We start from the raw sequence: 18,012 nt of genomic DNA, 5'->3' as shown, positions 1-18,012 counted from the left end.
ATTATTAGTCTATTTGCAGGTTAAAACTTAACTTGCATATTGTGTATCAAAAAATTAGATTATTAATAACAATTATTTTTCCAGTTATTGATAAAAAGCTCATGCTAGATTTATTAGTCAGAGCTATCAACTATTAAATTTACTCCTAAATAGGGGTATGAAAATTTTAGTTGTAAAGAAAAATATTCATGTTTATCTAACTTTAGATTAAATTAAAAGAATAATAAAGTTCTATTTCTAATCTTTAAAGTTATTTATTTAAATTTAAAAAATAAAAGACATTTAATTAAAGAATCTGTATTATTATACTATTTAGATACTCTTTAATATGAAATGATTAAAAAAATGATTTAAAATACGTATTTTAAATTAAAATAAAAAGATAAAGAATAAACCAATAATTAATAGGTTACAATTATTAAAACTAATTAATTACGGGAAATAAAAATATAAAATAAAGGAGGAAAAGATTAAATGGTAAGACATCACCAACCAAGAAAAGGTTCAGTTGCATACAGCCCTAGAAAAAGAGCTGCTAAAGAAACACCTAGAATCAAATCTTGGCCAAGTTATGAAGAACCAAAACTTTTAGGTCTTGCTGGTTATAAAGTGGGTATGACACATGCAATGTGTGTAGATGCTGATAAAAACTCTCCTACTTATAATATGGAAGTTTTCACACCAGTAACTGTTTTGGAAGTACCGCCTGTTGTTATAATGGGTATTAGATCATATGAAAAAACTACTCGTGGTTTAAGAGCTATCACCGAGGTTATTGCAGATAATTTAGATGAAGAACTCTCCCGGAAGATTACTCTTCCTAAAGAATATAATCAATCTGAAGCTATTGCAAAAATACAAGATGCCTTAGAATATACTGATGATATTAAACTTTTAGTACATACAAATCCTAAAGTAACCAGTGTTCCTAAAAAGAAACCTGAAATTTTTGAATGTGCTATAGGAGGAACTTCTTCAGAAGAAAAATTAAATGCTGCTTTAGAATTATTAGGTAATGAAGTTAAAGCAAGCGATGTATTTTCTGAAGGACAATATGTAGATTCTATCGCTACCACCAAAGGAAAAGGATTCCAAGGTGTAATTAAAAGATGGAATATTAGAATCCAATATGGTAAAGCTGCTAGAAGTGGTAAGAAAAGACATGTAGGTTCTATTGGTCCATGGACACCTAGAAGAACTATGTGGACAGTTGCTCAAGCTGGTCAAACTGGATACCATAAGAGAACTGAATTTAACAAAAAGATTTTAAAGATTGCAGATGCATCTCAAGTAGATGAAATTAATCCTGATGGAGGATTTATAAAATATGGTCTTGTTAAAAATGATTATATTTTAGTAAAAGGTTCTGTACCTGGTCCATCTAAAAGATTAATTATCTTAAGAAAAGCTATGCGTCCTAAAAAATCTGATGCTAATGCACCACAAATTAATTATATTAGTACTCGTTCTAAACAAGGAGCTTAATCATGAAGGTTAATACTTATAATCTAAAAGGGGAAGTTGATGGAAATATTGAACTTCCAGCTATTTTTGATGAAGAATATAGACCAGACCTTATAAAAAGAGCTGTAATTTCTGCACAAACTGCTAGAGTACAACCTTGGGGAAACGATCCTATGGCTGGTAAAAGAACTACAGCTACTTCTTGGGGTTCAGGAAGAGGTGCAGCTATGGTACCTAGAATAAAAAATGGTTCTAAAACTGCTTTTATTCCTTTAGCTGTCGGTGGTCGTCAAGCTCACCCAGTACGTGCTGAAAAAAATCATCATGAAAAAATCAATACTAAAGAAAGAAGATTCGCTATTAGATCTGCAGTTGCTGCAACTACTAATGAAGAATTAGTTTCTGGTAGAGGTCATAGAATTGATAATGTACCTCAAGTACCTTTAGTTGTTGATGATGAATTAGCTTCAATCAAAAAAACAAGTGAAACTCGTGAAATATTCAAAAAATTAGGAATATTTGATGATATCACAAAAGCTAAAAATAGTAGAAAAGTGAAAGCTGGTAGAGGTAAACTTAGAGGTAGAAAATACCGTAATGCTAAGGGACCTCTAATAGTTGTTGATGAGGATAAAGGTATCAGTTTAGGTGCACGTAACCATGCTGGTGTCGATATTGTATCTGTTAAAAATTTAAATGCTGAATTATTAGCACCAGGTACTCATCCAGGTAGATTAACTGTTTTCACTAAATCCGCAGTTGAAAAATTAGGAGGATTATTCCAATAAATATCCAATATTGGATGTTTAAAATGGAATGATTATAAAGTGAAGGTGGATAATTATGGATCCTTACGCAATTATAGTTAAACCTCATGTAACTGAGAAAACTATGAACTTAATAGATCAAAATAATGAATTAACTTTTGTTGTTAATAGAGAATCTAACAAAAATTCTATAAAACGTGCTATTGAACAATTATATGATGTTAAAGTTGAAAAAGTTAACACTCATATTAGCTCAAAAGGTATTAAACTTGCATATATTAAGTTAACAGAAGAAGAAGATGCAGAAGATATTGCTGTTAAAATGGGAGTATTCTAAGGAGGAATGAAATATGGGTAAACGATTAATCATTCAACGTAGAGGAAGAGGAACTCCTACTTACCGTGTAGCATCTCACAGATTTAAAGATAAAATACAATATAGAAATTATGATAATCTTGAAAAAGAAGGAAGTATAAAAGGAGTAGTTTCTGATATTGTACACGATCCTGCAAGAACAGCACCTATTGCATTAGTCAAATTTGAAAATGGAGAAAAAAAATTCATACTCGCTCCAGAAAGTATACAAATTGATGATGAAATAGAATGTGGAATTTCTGCTCCAATAAGTTTTGGTAATACATTACCATTAAGAGAAATTCCAGAAGGAACTCCTATCTATGATATAGAAAATAGACCAGGAGATGGTGGACGTTTTGTTAGATCTTCAGGTACTTATGCTTCTTTAATAACTCATGATGTAAATCAAGCTGTTGTTGAATTACCGTCTGGTGAATTAAAATCTTTCAATCCAAATTGCCGTGCAAGTATTGGAGTAGTTGCAGGTGGAGGAAGAAAAGAAAAACCATTCCTTAAAGCAGGAAACAGATGGCATGCTCTTAATGCTAAGGGTAAAAAGATGATGACAGTTAGAGGAGTAGCAATGAATGCTGTAGACCACCCTCACGGGGGAGGTAACAGACAACACCCAGGTGTACCAACTACTATTTCAAGACATGCATCTCCAGGAAGAAAAGTTGGTTCAATTGCAGCTAAACGTACAGGTAAAAGACGATAATTAAGGAGGTAGCTACTTGGCAAGAAAAATATTTAAATATCAAGGATTAACCCTAGAAGAATTACAAGATTTATCTCTAGATGAGTTAGTTGAGATCTTACCATCAAGACAAAGAAGATCTCTTAAGAGAGGATTTTTACCAAGACAACAAACTGTTTTGGATAAATTCCGAAAACTTAAAAAACATGAAGAAAACAAAAAAGGCGGTAAACCAATAGTAATAAAAACACACTGCCGTGATATGATTGTATTACCTGAAATGGTTGGAACCACTTTTGGTATATATAATGGTCATGAATTCAAAGAAGTTACATTCACTCCAGAAATGATTGGTTGTTACTTTGGAGAATTCGCACCAACTAGACAAAAAGTTAGTCACGGTGACCCAGGAATGGGAGCTACAAGAAGTAGTATGTTTGTACCGCTTAAATAAGGAGATTAGAACATGGCAAATAACTATGCATATAACAATAAAGATATTGATGAAGAAAAAACTGCACGTGCTATGGCTAAATCTCTTAAGGTTTCCCCAAAACATTGTGTTGAAATTAGTAATGCAATAAGAGGAATGGAAGTAACAAAAGCAAAAGAATATTTACAAAATGTTATTGATATGAAACAAGCTGTTCCATTCAAAAGACATAATAAGAAAGTAGGTCATCGTAAAGGTGCACAAGGTTGGCCATCTGGAAGATACCCTGTTAAAGCTGCAGCTGAAATTTTAAAAGTTTTAGAAAATGCAGAAAGTAATGCAGAGTATAAAGGTATGGATACTGAAAACCTTATTATTGAACACATATCTAGTCATAGAGGTATGGTTATTAGAGGAGCTATACCAAGAGCTTTTGGTAGAGTCACTCCATTTAATACACCAACTACCCATGTTCAAGTAGTATTAGTGGAGGCTTAAGTTTATGATAGAAAAAGATTTCGTAACCGAAGGACTTAAAAGAACCAAAATCGACGAATTTTTAGAAACCGAACTTGAAAGAGCAGGTTATGGTGGAATGGATGTTCAAGTTACACCACTTGGAACAATGATTGTTGTTTATGCTGAAAGACCAGGAATGGTTATAGGTAGAGGTGGAAAAACTGTTAGAGCTATCACTCAAACTTTAAAAAATAATTTTGATTTAGATAATCCTCAAGTTGAAGTAAAAGAAGTTGATGTTCCAGAACTTAATCCTAAAATTATGGCATCTAAAATTTCTAATATGCTTCAAAGAGGTATGCACTTTAGACGAGTTGCTTATTCCACTATTCGTAGAATTATGGGAGCTGGAGCTCAAGGTGTAGAAATTACAATCTCTGGTAAAATTAGAGGTTCTAGATCTGCTGTTTCAAAATTTGTTGAAGGATACATTAAGAAATGTGGTGAACCTTCAGACCGATTTGTTAAAGAAGGTTTTGCAAGTGCTACTTTAAAACCAGGTGTTTTAGGAATTTTCGTACGTATTATGCCTCCTGAAGCAGTTTTACCTGATAAAGTTGAAATAATTGCTCCTCAAATTCAAGAAGAAATTATTGAAGAAGAAGTTGTTGAAGAAGTCGAAGAAGTCGAAGAAACTGAAGCTCCTGAAGAATCTGAAAACATTGAAGAGTTAGAAGAATTAGAAGAAATTGTTATGGAAGATGAAGCCGAAGAAACAAATTCTTCTGAAGAATCTAAAGAGGATGAGTAATTATGGCTATTTTAAGAAGTAATGAAATTTGGGAAATGGAAATTGAAGAAATTCAAGAAAAATTAATTGAACTTAAAGTTGAATTAAATAAAACCGTTTCTAAAGGTGCTGCTGCAGGTGTTATTGATAACCCTGGTCAAGTTAGAGAACTTAAAAGAACTATTGCTCGTGTTCTTACAATTATGAGCCAAAAACAGAAGGAGAACTAAATGAAAATTTGTGAGGTATGCGGTCTTCCTGAAGAACTTTGTGTTTGTGAAGAAATTGCAAGAGAAGTTCAAACTGTTAAAGTATTTACAGTAAGAAGAAGATTCGGTAAACTTATGACAATTGTCGAAGGAATAGATGAACACGATATTGATATTAAAGAACTCACTAAAACTTTGAAAAGTAAATGTGCTTGTGGTGGAACTGCTAAAAATGGTCAAATTGAACTTCAAGGTGATCATAAAACTAAAGTAAAAGAAGTTCTATCTAGTATGGGATTCTCTTCAGATACTATTGAAATTAGAGATTATAAAAAGAAAAATAATCATAAACATAATAATAATCATAATAACAATAGACATCATAAGAAACATTAAAATTCTAAATTCAATATTGTAAATTTGTCTGATTAATGTTCTAAAACAAAATATCATAAGTTTGATTATTTTATTTTTTAATCACACTTTTGTTTAGAATAATATGATAAACTCAGAAAATATATTCTATCATGAATTGATTGGTTTAGAGCTTAAGGTTATAAATAGCTCTAATAAATCATTGATTGGTTTAAGTGGAATTGTTATTGATGAAACTAAAAAGACTTTAAAAATCGAGACATCCACTAAAGGGGAAAAATTGATTCAAAAAAATGTTTCAATTTTTCATATAATTCTCCCAGATAAATCTAAAGTTGAAATTGATGGGAAAATATTATTGAATCGTCCTGAAGATAGAATAAAAAAGAGATATAAAAAAATATAATGGTGATAATATGGTTGGTCTCAATGTCCAAGAACCTGAAACTACATGTAAGGATCCTAATTGCCCATTTCATGGTAATTTGCCTTTAAGAGGTCAAGTCCTTGAAGCTACAGTTACATCCTATAAAAATGATAGAACTGTTACTGTAGAACGTAGTTACTACAAATTCATTAAGAAATATGAAAGATATGAAAAAAGAAATTCAAAAATTAATGTTCACAAACCTGATTGCATTAATATAGAAATTGGTGATGATGTAAAAATCGCTGAATGTAGACCTTTAAGTAAAACTAAACATTTTGTTATTGTAGAAGTTAAAGGGGATAATTAAAATGAAAGCAAGTACATCAAATATTACAAAACCTTTACCTGTTGGTGCTAGACTTCAATGTGTTGATAATACTGGTGCACGTGAAATTGAAATTTTATCTGTAAAAGGATTTAAAGGTGTCCGCAGACGACTTGATGCAGCTGGTGTTGGTGACTTAGTTACAGCTTCAGTTAAAAAAGGAACTGCGGATATGCGAAGAGAAATTGTTCAAGCTGTTGTAGTAAGACAAAAGAAAGAATTTAGACGTGCTGATGGTCTTCGTGTTAAATTTGAAGATAATGCGGCAGTTATAATAACTCCTGAAGGATTATTAAAAGGTTCTGAAGTAAGAGGTCCTGTAGCTAAAGAAGCTGCAGATAAATGGCCTAGTGTTGGTAGTGCAGCTAGCATTTTAATTTAAAGGTGAAAATTATGTCAAAACAACCAAGAAAACAAAGAAAAGCATTATACTCTGCACCTTTACACCAACGTCGTAACAGAATGAGTGTAAATTTAAGTCATGAATTAAGAGAAAAGTTAGGTAAAAGATCTCTTCCTGTTAAAGTTGGAGATAAAGTAACCGTACTTCGTGGTGATTTTAAAGGTCAAGATGGTGAAGTCGAAGCTATTGACATTAAAAGATACAAAGTTACTATTGATGGAATAACTTTAAATAAAGCTGATGGTAATGTAGTATTTTTACAAGTTCACCCTTCTAACTTAATGATTACTGATGCAGATTTAGATGATGATAAAAGAAATAAACATGTAAAGGAGGAATAAATAATGGCAAATATGGGATCAAGAAAACATCTTAAAAGATATAAAGCTCCTAAATCCTGGCCTATCCATCCAAAAGAAAAAACTTGGACAGTTAAACCAGCAGCAGGTCCACATGCTATTGAAGATTCCTTATCTTTAATGGTAGTAGTTCGAGATGTATTAAAAATAGCTGATAATTCCAGAGAAGCAAAAACTATAATAAATTCTGGAGATATCTTAATAGATGGAAAAGTTAAAAAAGATTATAAATATCCAGTTGGATTAATGGATATAATTACAATTCCAAAAAATGAAACATCTTACCGAGTATTATTAGATAATAAAAACAGATTAACTTTATTAAAAATTAATAATAATGATGCTGATGAAAAATTATCTAAAATCGTTAATAAAACTACAATCAAAGGTGGAAAAATACAATATAATCTTCATGATGGTAGAAACTTATTAACAGATGGAGATTACAAAGTCGGAGATGTTTTAAGTCTTAAATTACCTGAACAAGAAGTTCAAAACTCATTCAAATTAGAAGAAGGAGCTACTGTTCTTGTTACTGGAGGAAAACATACCGGAGAAATAGGTAAAATATCTGAAATTATTATCAGTAAAACTTCTAATCCAAATACTGTAATTATAGAAAACAATAAGAAAGAAAATTTCTTAACTTTAAAAGATTACGCATTTGTTATTGGTGGAGAAAAACCTGTAATTGACTTATTGGAGGTTAACCAATGAATCCTATGGATCAAATAAAAATTTCCAAAGCTACAGTAAATATAGGTGTAGGAGAATCTGGTGAAAAATTAACTCGTGCTTTAACTTTACTCGAAAATTTCACAGAACAAAAACCAGTAAAAACTTTTTCTAAAGTTACTAATCCTGAATTTGGTATTCGTAAAAGACAACCAATTGCATGTAAAGTAACTTTAAGAGGTGAAAAAGCTGATAGAGTTATTAAAATGGTATTAGATGGTATTAATAATAAGATTAAACCTACCCAATTTGATGCTCAAGGTAACTTATCTTTCGGTATAAGAGAACATATTGATATTCCAGGAATGAGATATAACCCTGATATTGGTATATTTGGTATGAATATTTCTGTAACCTTTGAAAAACCAGGATACAGAATAGCTAAAAGAAAAATCCAAAATAAAAAGATTCCTCAAAAACATAAAATTACTCCAGAACTAACCATGAAATTCATGGAAGATAATTTTAATGTAAACTATGTGGATGAAATTATTGAAACTTATTAAATAAATATAAAAGGTGATAAATTTGCCAAGAAAATACGGTAGAGCAGCAAAAAAATGTAGTCGATGTGGAGATCATTCTGCTATGATCAGTCGTTATGGATTAAATTTATGTCGACAATGCTTTAGAGAAGTCGCCCCAAAGATTGGATTTAAAAAATATAATTAAATTATATTGAATTTTTTACAAAAATTATTAAAATTAAAAATTAAAAAGGTGTTATAGTTATGACTCTTATGGATCCTCTTGCTGATGCTTTAACTAATTTAAGAAACAATGAATTACAAGTTAATAATCATTGTACTATAAGCCCAGCATCAAAATTAATCGGGCAAGTTTTAAGCACAATGCAAAAAGAGAATTATATAGATGAATTTGAATATATAGATGACAATAAGGCTGGAAAATTCGAAGTAGAATTAGATGGTAACATTAATCAATGTGGTGTTATTAAGCCTCGTCATGCTGTAAAGAAAGATGAATTTGAAAAATTTGAAAAAAGATATTTACCAGCAAAGAATTTCGGTATTTTAATCGTTACTACTCCTGAAGGTATTATGACCCACAAGGAAGCTAAAGAACGAGGTATCGGTGGAAGATTGTTGGCTTATATGTATTAGGTGATTATGTATGGTATTAGCTGCAGCTATTAAGGAAGAAATTGAAATTCCTGAAGGCGTTGAAGTTAACCTTGAAAAAGTTAACATTGAAGACACTATTTCTGTCAAAGGTCCAAATGGTGAAACTTCTAGAAAATTTAATTATCCAAACCTAACTATTACTAAAGAAGATAATTCTATAATAATAGAAACTAATTTCCCAAAGAAACAAGATAAATCTATGGTTGGAACAACTAAAGCTCATATTAATAATATGTTAATAGGAGTTACAGATGGATTTACTTACAAAATGAAAATTGTATTCGCTCACTTTCCAATGACTGTTAAAGTTAGTGGAAATAAAGTAAATATAGACAATTTTATTGGTGAAAGAAGTCCTAGATTATCTAATATTGTAGGTTCTGCAAAAGTTAGTGTTAAAGGTGATGAAGTAACCATTACTGGTGTAAATAAAGAAGATGTTGGTCAAACTATGGCTAATTTAGAACAAGCTACTAAAATTACAGGAAAAGATCCTAGAGTTTTCCAAGATGGTATTTACTTAGTTAGCAAAGAATAAAAGAGTTATTTATTGGTGATTATTATGAATAAAAAATTTAATAGACAAGAATATGCTCGTTACAAAAAATTAGGTAATAAATGGAGACGTCCTCGAGGTAAAACCAGTAAAATGAGAAGATATGAAGCTGGTAAGCCTGATATGCCTGCAATAGGTTATCGTTCCCCTAGAGTTACAAGAGGTTTACATCCTTCTGGATACAAAGATGTACTTGTATGTAATATGAAAGAATTAGAAGCTTTAAATCCTGATACTGAAGCAGGAAGAATTAGTGCTTCTATAGGTTCTAGAAAGAAAGCTATGATGTTAGAAAAAGCATCAGAATTAGGAATAAAAATATTAAATAAATAAATTTTTATTATACAATAAAAAGTTTTTTTAATCATTTTCAATTTTAAATGAAAAAATGATTATTTCCAAATTATATTAATGATTATTAGAAAAAAATTATCTTATAAACTACTTGATGAAATTAAAAAAATTAATTGGGCAGTTATTTAAAATGATATGGGATTATGGAGTACAGTTTGTAACCTCAAATCAAACTTTAAATAACATTTATCTGAATTAGATTAAATCTTTTTCAGCATTTTTTTAAAACTTCATTAAGCAAATATAATTCATTGTAAAATTTAAGGGAAATCTAAAAACTTGAAAAAATTGCAATTATTTTATTTCAAGCTATAAATAATTAGAATAATTCTATAATAAAAAAATAAATCAATTACTTTAAAAAAATAATTGGAGGATTATTAATGAATCTTACAACTCAAAAAAGATTAGCTGCTAGTATTCTTAAAGTAGGAGTTAATCGAGTATGGATTGATCCTGAAGAAATCGAAGAAGTTTCTAGAGCTATCACTAGAGATTCAGTTCGTCAACTTATCGATCAAGGAATTATTAAAGCTAAACCTGAAACTGGTATTAGTAGTTACAGATCTAAAAAGATTAAACAACAAAAAGCAAAAGGTAGACGTAAAGGACGAGGTAGTATAAAAGGAGCTAAAAAAGCTCGAAACCCTAAAAAGAAAGTTTGGATGAGAACTATCCGTGCTTTAAGAGGGGAATTAAAAGATATGCGTGATGCAGATCAAATAGATCCTACTACTTATCGTAAATTGTATAAAATGGCTAAAGGTGGAGCCTTCAAAAGTAAATCTTATATGAAGTCTTACGCTCGTGACCATGAATTACTTAAATAGGAGGAATGAACTTGGCACACGGATCAAATTATAAAGTAGCATTCAGAAGAAGAAGAGAAGGAAAAACTGATTATGCTCAAAGAATGAAATTAGTTAAGATTAATGCAAATAGATTAGTTGTTAGAGTTTCTAATGCTAATGTTATTGTTCAAGTTGTAAAAGTAGGTGAAAATGGAGATGAAACATTAGTATCTGCTCATAGTAAAGAACTTAATAAATTAGGTTGGAAAGCTGGAAACAAAAACACTAGTGCTGTATATTTAACTGGTTATTTATGTGGTAAAAAAGCTTTAGCTGCAAACATTGATGAAGCTATCGCAGATATAGGTTTAAAATCTCCTATTAAAGGTTCTAAAATATTTGCTGCTATAAAAGGAGCTTCTGATGCTGGATTTTATGTACCATTTGGTGAAAAAGTTATTCCTAGTGAAGAACGTATTAATGGTCAACATATTGCAGATTATGCAGAATCCTTAGATGAAGCTGATTTAAAAACTAAATTTAGTAAATATTTAGAAAATGATCTTCAACCTGTAGATTTACCGGATCACTTTGAAGAAATTAAAAATAAAATTGATGATGAGGTATAACTATGAGTTTTAATATTGATGAATGGGAACCTACCACAAAAATTGGTACTCAAGTAAAAGAAGGTACTATTACTGATATAGATGAAATTTTTGAAAAAGGTTTACCTATAATGGAATTAGAAATAGTAGATGCCTTACTTCCAGACCTTGAAGAAGAAGTAATGGATGTTAACTTAGTTCAAAGAATGCACAAATCTGGAAGAAAAGTAAACTTCAGAGTAATTGTTGCTGTTGGAAATAAAAACGGTTATGTTGGATTAGGTCAAGGTAAAGCTAGAGAAGTAGGTCCTGCTATTAGAAAAGCTGTTGATAATGCTAAGTACAATTTAATTAAAGTACGAAGAGGATGTGGAGATTGGGGTTGTGTTTGTGGTAAACAACATACAGTTCCTTTCAAAGTCACAGGTAATACTGGTAGTGTAGATGTAACTTTAATCCCTGCTCCTGCTGGAGTAGGATTAGCTGTAGGAAATGTTGGTAAAACAATCTTAGGTCTTGCAGGTATTAAAGATGTTTGGAGTAGTGCTAGTGGCCAAACTCAAACAACTGTTAACTTTGCATTCGCAGTTTTCGATGCTTTAAAAGAATTAAGTAAAGTTAAAGCAACTAAAGGCGAATTAAAAGGCATGGGAGTGCTTTAAATAGGTGATTATCATGTTTTTTGTTATTAGAGTTAGAGGTAGTACAGGTGTTATTGCTGACATCAAAGATACATTAGATTTACTAAATCTTACAAGAATCAGCCATGCTGTTTTAGTTGAAGAAAATCCAAGTATGAAAGGTATGCTTCAAAAAGCAAAAGATTATCTTACTTGGGGAGAAATTGATGCTGAAACATTAACTGAAATTATTGAAAAAAGAGGAAAACTTGTTGGTGGAGATAAAGTCACTGAAGAATATCTTAAAGAAAATACTGATTTTTCATCTTTTGAAGAATTAGCTAATGCATTAATCAATGCTGAAATTAAAGCTAAAGATATTAATATGAAACCTGTTTTCCGTTTACACCCTCCAAGAAAAGGTTATGAATCTATCCGTCTTACTTATAATGAAGGTGGAACCCTTGGTTACAGAGGCGAAGAAATTATTGATCTCGCAAAGAGAATGAGTTAATTATTGGTGGTATGAATGATTAGAAAAAGTCGTAAAATTAATAAACAAAGAGGCTCTCGTTCTATTGGTGGAGGATGCTCCAAAAAACGTAGAGGTGCAGGAAATAGAGGTGGAAGAGGTTTAGCTGGTGCAGATAAACAACACTGGACTTGGACTGTAATTCACGATCCTGATCATTATGGTAAACATGGATTTAAAAGACCTCAAAAAATGGTTAAAAAAATTAATCCTGTTAACTTAAGTTATTTAGATGATAAATCTGAAGAATTATTAGAAAAAGGTATTGCTTCTAAAGATGGAGATTCTATTGTTATAGATATAACTGAATTAGGTTACAATAAAGTTTTAGCTAAAGGTTCTATTTCAAAACCATTAACTATTAAATCTCCTTCTTTTTCAGCTTCTGCTATTGCTAAATTAGAAGAAGCTGGAGGCGAAGCTGTAGAATTATAATTTAACTAATTTAATATAATTCTATATTTTTTATTATTTCAAAAAGTTTATTTTATTAAAAATAGTTTTATTAATCATGAAAATTAATATATTATTAATTTAATGAGTTGGCTATTTTTATTCATTAAATTTTTTAAAATATTTAAAAATTTATTATTAGTTAGTTATATCTGAGGAATAACATGTCAGTTTTGGAAAATTTTAAACCTTTATTTAGGCTTCTTCCTGAAGTTAAAACTCCTATACATAGAGAAAGTTTTAATGAGAAGCTTAAATGGACAGGTATCATATTGGTATTATATTTTATTTTAACTCAAGTTCCATTATATGGATTGAGTAGTGCAGCTGTTGATCAATTTGCTCAATTAAGAGCGGTTATGGCTGGAAGTTTTGGTTCAATTTTAACTTTAGGGATTGGTCCTATTGTAACCGCATCAATTGTACTTCAACTATTAGTTGGTTCAAAAATATTAAAATTAGATTTATCTTTACATGAAGATAAAGCAATGTTCCAAAGTACTCAGAAATTGTTAGCTATTGTTTTCACAATATTTGAAGCTGGAGTTCTTGTTTTTACAGGAAGTTTAATACCTATAGATAACTCTTATCTTGGTGTATTAATGTTACAATTAGTTATTGGAGCTGTATTAATTATTTACCTTGATGAAGTTGTATCTAAATGGGGATTTGGTTCTGGTGTAGGTCTATTTATTGCAGCAGGTGTTGCTGAACAAATTGTTGTTGGTACATTTAACTTTTTACCATCACCAACTCAACCTGGTACTTTCTCTGGTATGATTCCGCAATTTATCCAATCAATTGCTGCAGGACAACCTAATCCTTCTGTATTGCTCCCATTAATTGCTACTATAATAGTATTTTTAATTGCTTCTTATGGTGAAAGTATGAGAGTAGAAATTCCTATTTCTCATGGATCAGTTAGAGGGCACGGAAGAATTAGAGGATCTGTTGGTAAATATCCATTAAAATTTATTTATGCAAGTAATATGCCAGTTATATTAACTAGTGCATTATTAGTGAACGTTTCTCTTATGGCTAGTGTCTTCCAAAAATTAGGATGGCCAATATTAGGTGAAGTTTCACAAGGTCAAGCAATTAATGGTTTAGCATTATATTTAACAACTCCTTCTGGAGTTAGTATGTTATGGACTAATCCATTTAGAGTAATCTTTTATGCTATTTTCTTCTTAGCATGTTGTGCTCTATTCAGTTGGTTATGGGTAGAAATCAGTGGATTAAATGCTAAAGAAGTTAGTAAAAAATTATATGATTCTGGTATTCAAATACCTGGATTCAGAAGTAGTAAGAGACAGTTATATAAAATTATGAATAAATATATTCCTGCATTAACCATATTAGGTGGTTTATTCGTAGGACTTTTAGCATTTGGAGCTGATTTCACTCAAGCTTTAGGTGGAGGTACTGGTGTATTACTTACTGTTGGTATTGTATACAGGTTATATGAAGAAATTGCTCAAGAACAACTTATGGATATGCACCCAGTATTAAGAAAATTCTTAGACAACTAAGATTTTTAAACAAAAATATATTTTTTATTTTATATTTTTTTTAAACATAAATATGATTTAATTTTAAATTTATAAATTATAAGAGGGATTATTATGAAATTAGTAGTTTCAACAGGGATACCTGGTTCAGGTAGTACAACAGTATTAGAAAAAGCTTTACAAGAAGTCGATTATCTTCATATTAACTATGGGGATATCATGACTGAAATTGCTATTGAAAAAGAGTTAGTTGAAGATAGAGATTCTTTAAGAAAATTATCTTCTGATGTTCAAAAAGAAATTCAAAAGGAAGCAGGTATTAAAATTAAGGAGAAATCAAAATCTCAAAATGTTATAGTTGATACTCATTGTACTATTAACACTCCAGATGGTTATTTACCTGGATTACCTATATGGGTTTTAGAAGGATTATCTCCAGATTGTTTTATATTAATCGAAGCAAATCCTGATGAAATATTATATAGACGATTGAATGATGATTCTAGAGTAAGAGATATTGAAAAAGCAAAGGATATTCAATTACATCAAGAAATGAATCGTGCAGCTTCTATGGCTTATGCAACTTTAACTGGTGCTACTGTAAAAATTATTAATAATCATGATAATCATTTAAATTCTACAGTTAAAAATTTTGTAGATTTATTAAAAGATTAAATTGAATAATTTTAAGGAACTAATATTATGGTAGTTGAAATAGTTTATATGGTTTTAGATGCAATTTTTGCACCTTTAATTTCATTGGATCCTACTCCTAAAAATCCAATGCTTACAATTTTTGTGATATCATTAATAATTTCTCTTATTACTACTCTTGCTCAAAAATTGTTAGTTGATCAAGATGAGATGAAAGAAATCCAAGATGAAATGAAAGCATATCAAAAAGAAATGAAAGAAGCTCAAATGAGTGGTGATAATAGGCAAATGGCCAAATTACAAGCTAAACAAGGAGATGTAATGGCTAAACAATCTAAAATGATGAAAATGTCTTTTAAGCCTATGATTGTTACTTTTATACCAATATTATTAGTTTTTTATTGGATGGCTCAATCAGTTGTTTCTAAAACAATTGTTTCACTTCCTCCGGCGGTTTATTATACTTTATTAACCCCGTTATGGCATATGTTTTATGGACCTCCAACTACAACTTTACCTTATGCTGTAGGTTGGTTAGGTTGGTACATTTTATGTACATTTGCTTTATCACAAATATTAAGAAAATATATGGGATTCAAAGATGGATTTTAAATCCATTTTTGAGAAATATTTTAGAAAAAAGAATAAGTTTATATTGATAGATGATTATAATAATATTATAAATTACTATTTTTAAATAAATTGGTTTTTTATTATTAAATATAATTATTTAATTTATATTTTGAATCTATTTTTTTATAATAATAGGTTCTTTAATTATTAAAATTTTATAAAAGGTGGAGAAAAGAATGCCTGAATTAAGATACAGATCAAGATCATACAAACGGATGCATAATAACACCCCTGGTGGTAAAAGTGTCCTAAGATATAAAAAGAAGAAACCATCTAAGCATGTATGTGCTGAATGTGGTGCACCGTTACATGGAGTTCCTCGAGGACGTCCATATGAAATTAATAAATTGTCTAAATCTCAAAAAAGACCTAGCCGCCCATATGGTGGTTATTTATGTTCTAAATGTGCTCGTAAGCACTTTAAAAATGAGGCTAGACAATAATGATTATAACTATCGGTGGTCTTGCAGGTACTGGAACTACTACTGCAGCCCAAGTATTATCTAAAAAATTGGATATACCCTTTTTATCTACAGGTAGTATCTTTAGGGATATGGCTAAAGAGAAAGGTATGTCAGTTTTAGAATTTAGTAAATTTGCTGAAAATAATACTGAAATCGATAATGAAATTGATAAAAGACAAGCTGAAATAGCTAAAATTTCTGATAATCTAATTGTTGAAGGTAGACTTTCTGCTTACTTTATTGATGCTGACTTAAAAATTTGGATGTATGCTCCTTTTGAAATTCGAGCTAACCGAATTTGTGATAGAGAAATTAAATCTTTTGAAACAGCTAGTCAAGAAATAAAGATTCGAGAAGAAAGTGAAGCTTCTAGATATTTAGATATTCATAATATAGATATTAATAATTTTGATATCTATGATTTAATGCTTAATACTAATAGGTTTAATCCTGATAGTATAGCAAATATAATTTTAACAACATTAAAGGTGATATAAATGGCATCTATTGAAGTCGGAAGAGTATGTATTAAGACAGCTGGTAGAGAAGCTGGCGAAAAATGTGCAATAATTGATATTATTGATGATAACTTTGTTGAAATAGTTGGTCAAACTATAAAAAATAGAAGATGTAATATTAACCATCTTGAACCTATTGATCAAACTGTAGAAGTTACAGATGATATTGAAGCTATTAAAAAATCATTATAAGAATAATTATCTTTAATTATTTTTATAAACTAATTTTTTCAATATATTTACATTATTTTTTTAATTAATAATTTTTATTTTAATATAAATAAAAATAAGTTTGAATTTTTTTTAAATACTTTATTTTAATGTGATTTTTATGGAAGGTTATGTAGTTAAATCTTCAAGTAGTACTAATGATGATTATGGTTGTGACCCTTTTAATAGACCTATTGAAGAACACATTACTCATGGAATAATTAATTTAGATAAGACTTCTGGTCCTACTTCCCATGAGATTGATTCTTGGGTTAAAAGAATTTTGCATGTTAATAAAACAGGTCATAGTGGAACTTTAGATCCTAAGGTTACTGGTATTTTACCTATAGGTATTGGTTCTGCTACTAGAGTTATTCAATTGTTATTACTTGCTCCTAAAGAATATGTTTGTTTAATGAAATTACATCAAGAAGTTGATGAAGATTCTATTAAATCTATTTTTGAAAAATTTACTGGTAAAATTTTCCAAACTCCTCCAGTAAAATCAGCTGTAAAACGAGAACTTAGAGCTCGTACTATTTATTATTCAGATATTTATGAAATAGATGGTCGGGATGTTCTTTTCCGTATTGGTTGTGAATCTGGAACTTATGTTCGTACTTATTGTCATAATATAGGTGAAGCTTTAGGTTGTGGTGCCCATATGGCAGAATTACGTCGTACTATAGTTGGTCCTTTAAATGAACATACTAATCTTATTACTTTACAAGATTTAACTGATGCATATTATTATTATGCTGAAGAAGGTGATGAAACTTCTTTACGTAATATGATTAAACCTATGGAAGTTGCGACTGAACATTTACCTAAAGTAATTATTAGAGATTCTGCTGTTGGTGCTATTTGTCATGGTGCTAATTTAGCTGCTGGAGGAATTGTTGCTATTTCAGAAAATGTTCGCTATGGTGATATTGTTGCTATAATGACTATTAAGGGAGAGCTTGTTGCTTCTGCTAAATCTTTATTTAGTCTTGATGAAATTTTAGATTCTGATTCTGGAATTATTTTTGAAACTAATAATGTTTATATGGATCCTGATGTTTATCCAAGTATGTGGAAATAAATTGGCTCTGTCAAAAACTTAGTTGATTTTATTTTTTGAAATATTTTGACTCATAATTTTTTTAAGCTTTCTTAT

At 30.0% G+C, this 18,012-nt stretch carries 31 protein-coding genes; all 31 read left to right on the top strand.

Annotated elements, in window-relative coordinates; all coding sequences use genetic code 11:
* The first annotated feature begins 474 nt into the window (after positions 1–474).
* A complete protein-coding gene (rpl3p, locus tag BP769_RS04640) occupies positions 475–1,485 on the top strand; it encodes a 50S ribosomal protein L3 (RefSeq protein WP_413825505.1) in 1,011 nt (336 codons plus the stop codon).
* A 2-nt stretch (positions 1,486–1,487) separates the two neighbouring features.
* Positions 1,488–2,252, top strand: a complete 765-nt coding sequence (gene rpl4p / locus BP769_RS04635; protein ID WP_409198725.1) for a 50S ribosomal protein L4 — start codon at positions 1,488–1,490, stop codon at positions 2,250–2,252.
* A gap of 55 nt (positions 2,253–2,307) precedes the next feature.
* Positions 2,308–2,568, top strand: a complete 261-nt coding sequence (locus BP769_RS04630) for a 50S ribosomal protein L23 (protein WP_409198726.1) — start codon at positions 2,308–2,310, stop codon at positions 2,566–2,568.
* Positions 2,569–2,581: 13 nt separating this feature from the next.
* Entirely contained in the window at positions 2,582–3,307 is a 726-nt protein-coding gene (locus BP769_RS04625; protein ID WP_413825503.1) for a 50S ribosomal protein L2, read from the top strand.
* A 16-nt stretch (positions 3,308–3,323) separates the two neighbouring features.
* Entirely contained in the window at positions 3,324–3,740 is a 417-nt protein-coding gene (gene rpsS / locus BP769_RS04620) for a 30S ribosomal protein S19 (RefSeq protein WP_413825500.1), read from the top strand.
* A 12-nt stretch (positions 3,741–3,752) separates the two neighbouring features.
* Entirely contained in the window at positions 3,753–4,217 is a 465-nt protein-coding gene (locus tag BP769_RS04615; protein ID WP_409198729.1) for a 50S ribosomal protein L22, read from the top strand.
* Between the two features lie 4 nt (positions 4,218–4,221).
* Positions 4,222–4,989, top strand: coding sequence for a 30S ribosomal protein S3 (locus BP769_RS04610; protein WP_409198730.1), 768 nt, complete (start codon positions 4,222–4,224; stop codon positions 4,987–4,989).
* A 2-nt stretch (positions 4,990–4,991) separates the two neighbouring features.
* Entirely contained in the window at positions 4,992–5,198 is a 207-nt protein-coding gene (gene rpmC / locus BP769_RS04605) for a 50S ribosomal protein L29 (RefSeq protein WP_413825494.1), read from the top strand.
* A complete protein-coding gene (gene yciH, locus BP769_RS04600; RefSeq protein ID WP_409198732.1) occupies positions 5,199–5,573 on the top strand; it encodes a stress response translation initiation inhibitor YciH in 375 nt (124 codons plus the stop codon).
* A gap of 103 nt (positions 5,574–5,676) precedes the next feature.
* A complete protein-coding gene (rnp1, locus tag BP769_RS04595) occupies positions 5,677–5,958 on the top strand; it encodes a ribonuclease P protein component 1 (RefSeq protein WP_409198733.1) in 282 nt (93 codons plus the stop codon).
* Between the two features lie 10 nt (positions 5,959–5,968).
* On the top strand, positions 5,969–6,289 hold the full coding sequence (locus tag BP769_RS04590; protein ID WP_409198734.1) for a 30S ribosomal protein S17: 321 nt from the start codon (positions 5,969–5,971) through the stop codon (positions 6,287–6,289).
* A 1-nt stretch (position 6,290) separates the two neighbouring features.
* Positions 6,291–6,689, top strand: a complete 399-nt coding sequence (locus BP769_RS04585; RefSeq protein ID WP_409198735.1) for a 50S ribosomal protein L14 — start codon at positions 6,291–6,293, stop codon at positions 6,687–6,689.
* An 11-nt stretch (positions 6,690–6,700) separates the two neighbouring features.
* The gene (gene rplX, locus BP769_RS04580) at positions 6,701–7,051 is read left to right on the top strand and encodes a 50S ribosomal protein L24 (RefSeq protein ID WP_409198736.1); all 351 of its coding nucleotides are present in this window, start codon (positions 6,701–6,703) and stop codon (positions 7,049–7,051) included.
* Between the two features lie 3 nt (positions 7,052–7,054).
* Positions 7,055–7,786, top strand: a complete 732-nt coding sequence (locus BP769_RS04575; RefSeq protein WP_409198737.1) for a 30S ribosomal protein S4e — start codon at positions 7,055–7,057, stop codon at positions 7,784–7,786.
* Positions 7,783–8,310, top strand: a complete 528-nt coding sequence (locus BP769_RS04570; RefSeq protein ID WP_413827706.1) for a 50S ribosomal protein L5 — start codon at positions 7,783–7,785, stop codon at positions 8,308–8,310. The genes BP769_RS04575 and BP769_RS04570 overlap by 4 nt, the downstream gene beginning before the upstream one ends.
* 13 nt (positions 8,311–8,323) lie before the next feature.
* Entirely contained in the window at positions 8,324–8,476 is a 153-nt protein-coding gene (locus BP769_RS04565) for a 30S ribosomal protein S14 (protein WP_409198739.1), read from the top strand.
* Between the two features lie 59 nt (positions 8,477–8,535).
* Positions 8,536–8,928 (top strand): 30S ribosomal protein S8, encoded by a 393-nt coding sequence (locus BP769_RS04560; protein ID WP_409198740.1) that lies wholly within the window; start codon positions 8,536–8,538, stop codon positions 8,926–8,928.
* A 10-nt stretch (positions 8,929–8,938) separates the two neighbouring features.
* A complete protein-coding gene (locus BP769_RS04555) occupies positions 8,939–9,487 on the top strand; it encodes a 50S ribosomal protein L6 (protein WP_409198741.1) in 549 nt (182 codons plus the stop codon).
* 24 nt (positions 9,488–9,511) lie between these two features.
* Positions 9,512–9,838: a 50S ribosomal protein L32e gene (locus tag BP769_RS04550; RefSeq protein WP_409198742.1), complete on the top strand. Its 327-nt coding sequence runs from the start codon at positions 9,512–9,514 to the stop codon at positions 9,836–9,838.
* Between the two features lie 404 nt (positions 9,839–10,242).
* A complete protein-coding gene (locus tag BP769_RS04545; protein WP_409198743.1) occupies positions 10,243–10,689 on the top strand; it encodes a 50S ribosomal protein L19e in 447 nt (148 codons plus the stop codon).
* A gap of 11 nt (positions 10,690–10,700) precedes the next feature.
* Complete coding sequence (locus tag BP769_RS04540; protein ID WP_409198744.1) at positions 10,701–11,279, top strand: 50S ribosomal protein L18; 579 nt, start codon at positions 10,701–10,703, stop codon at positions 11,277–11,279.
* A gap of 2 nt (positions 11,280–11,281) precedes the next feature.
* Positions 11,282–11,920 carry a 30S ribosomal protein S5 gene (rpsE, locus tag BP769_RS04535; protein ID WP_409198745.1) on the top strand — a complete coding sequence of 213 codons (639 nt, stop codon included), beginning with the start codon at positions 11,282–11,284 and terminating at the stop codon, positions 11,918–11,920.
* 13 nt (positions 11,921–11,933) lie between these two features.
* A complete protein-coding gene (locus tag BP769_RS04530) occupies positions 11,934–12,392 on the top strand; it encodes a 50S ribosomal protein L30 (protein WP_409198746.1) in 459 nt (152 codons plus the stop codon).
* A gap of 15 nt (positions 12,393–12,407) precedes the next feature.
* Positions 12,408–12,845 (top strand): uL15m family ribosomal protein, encoded by a 438-nt coding sequence (locus BP769_RS04525; RefSeq protein WP_409198747.1) that lies wholly within the window; start codon positions 12,408–12,410, stop codon positions 12,843–12,845.
* Between the two features lie 182 nt (positions 12,846–13,027).
* Complete coding sequence (gene secY / locus BP769_RS04520; protein WP_409198748.1) at positions 13,028–14,395, top strand: preprotein translocase subunit SecY; 1,368 nt, start codon at positions 13,028–13,030, stop codon at positions 14,393–14,395.
* 93 nt (positions 14,396–14,488) lie between these two features.
* Positions 14,489–15,049 (top strand): adenylate kinase, encoded by a 561-nt coding sequence (locus tag BP769_RS04515; RefSeq protein ID WP_409198749.1) that lies wholly within the window; start codon positions 14,489–14,491, stop codon positions 15,047–15,049.
* 27 nt (positions 15,050–15,076) lie between these two features.
* On the top strand, positions 15,077–15,640 hold the full coding sequence (locus tag BP769_RS04510) for a DUF106 domain-containing protein (protein WP_409198750.1): 564 nt from the start codon (positions 15,077–15,079) through the stop codon (positions 15,638–15,640).
* A 197-nt stretch (positions 15,641–15,837) separates the two neighbouring features.
* Complete coding sequence (locus tag BP769_RS04505; RefSeq protein WP_409198751.1) at positions 15,838–16,104, top strand: 50S ribosomal protein L34e; 267 nt, start codon at positions 15,838–15,840, stop codon at positions 16,102–16,104.
* Positions 16,104–16,622 carry a (d)CMP kinase gene (gene cmk / locus BP769_RS04500; RefSeq protein WP_409198752.1) on the top strand — a complete coding sequence of 173 codons (519 nt, stop codon included), beginning with the start codon at positions 16,104–16,106 and terminating at the stop codon, positions 16,620–16,622. The genes BP769_RS04505 and cmk overlap by 1 nt, the downstream gene beginning before the upstream one ends.
* Positions 16,623–16,835: a 50S ribosomal protein L14e gene (locus tag BP769_RS04495; protein WP_409198753.1), complete on the top strand. Its 213-nt coding sequence runs from the start codon at positions 16,623–16,625 to the stop codon at positions 16,833–16,835.
* A gap of 139 nt (positions 16,836–16,974) precedes the next feature.
* Positions 16,975–17,937, top strand: coding sequence for an RNA-guided pseudouridylation complex pseudouridine synthase subunit Cbf5 (locus tag BP769_RS04490; RefSeq protein ID WP_413825488.1), 963 nt, complete (start codon positions 16,975–16,977; stop codon positions 17,935–17,937).
* Positions 17,938–18,012: the final 75 nt, after the last annotated feature.

The sequence above is a fragment of the Methanobrevibacter sp. UBA417 genome (assembly GCF_002508845.1).
GTDB classification, from domain to species: Archaea; Methanobacteriota; Methanobacteria; order Methanobacteriales; family Methanobacteriaceae; genus Methanobrevibacter_A; species Methanobrevibacter_A acididurans.
The sequence above is the reverse complement of the archived record's forward strand: the minus strand, read 5'-3'. Positions and strand labels throughout refer to the sequence as shown.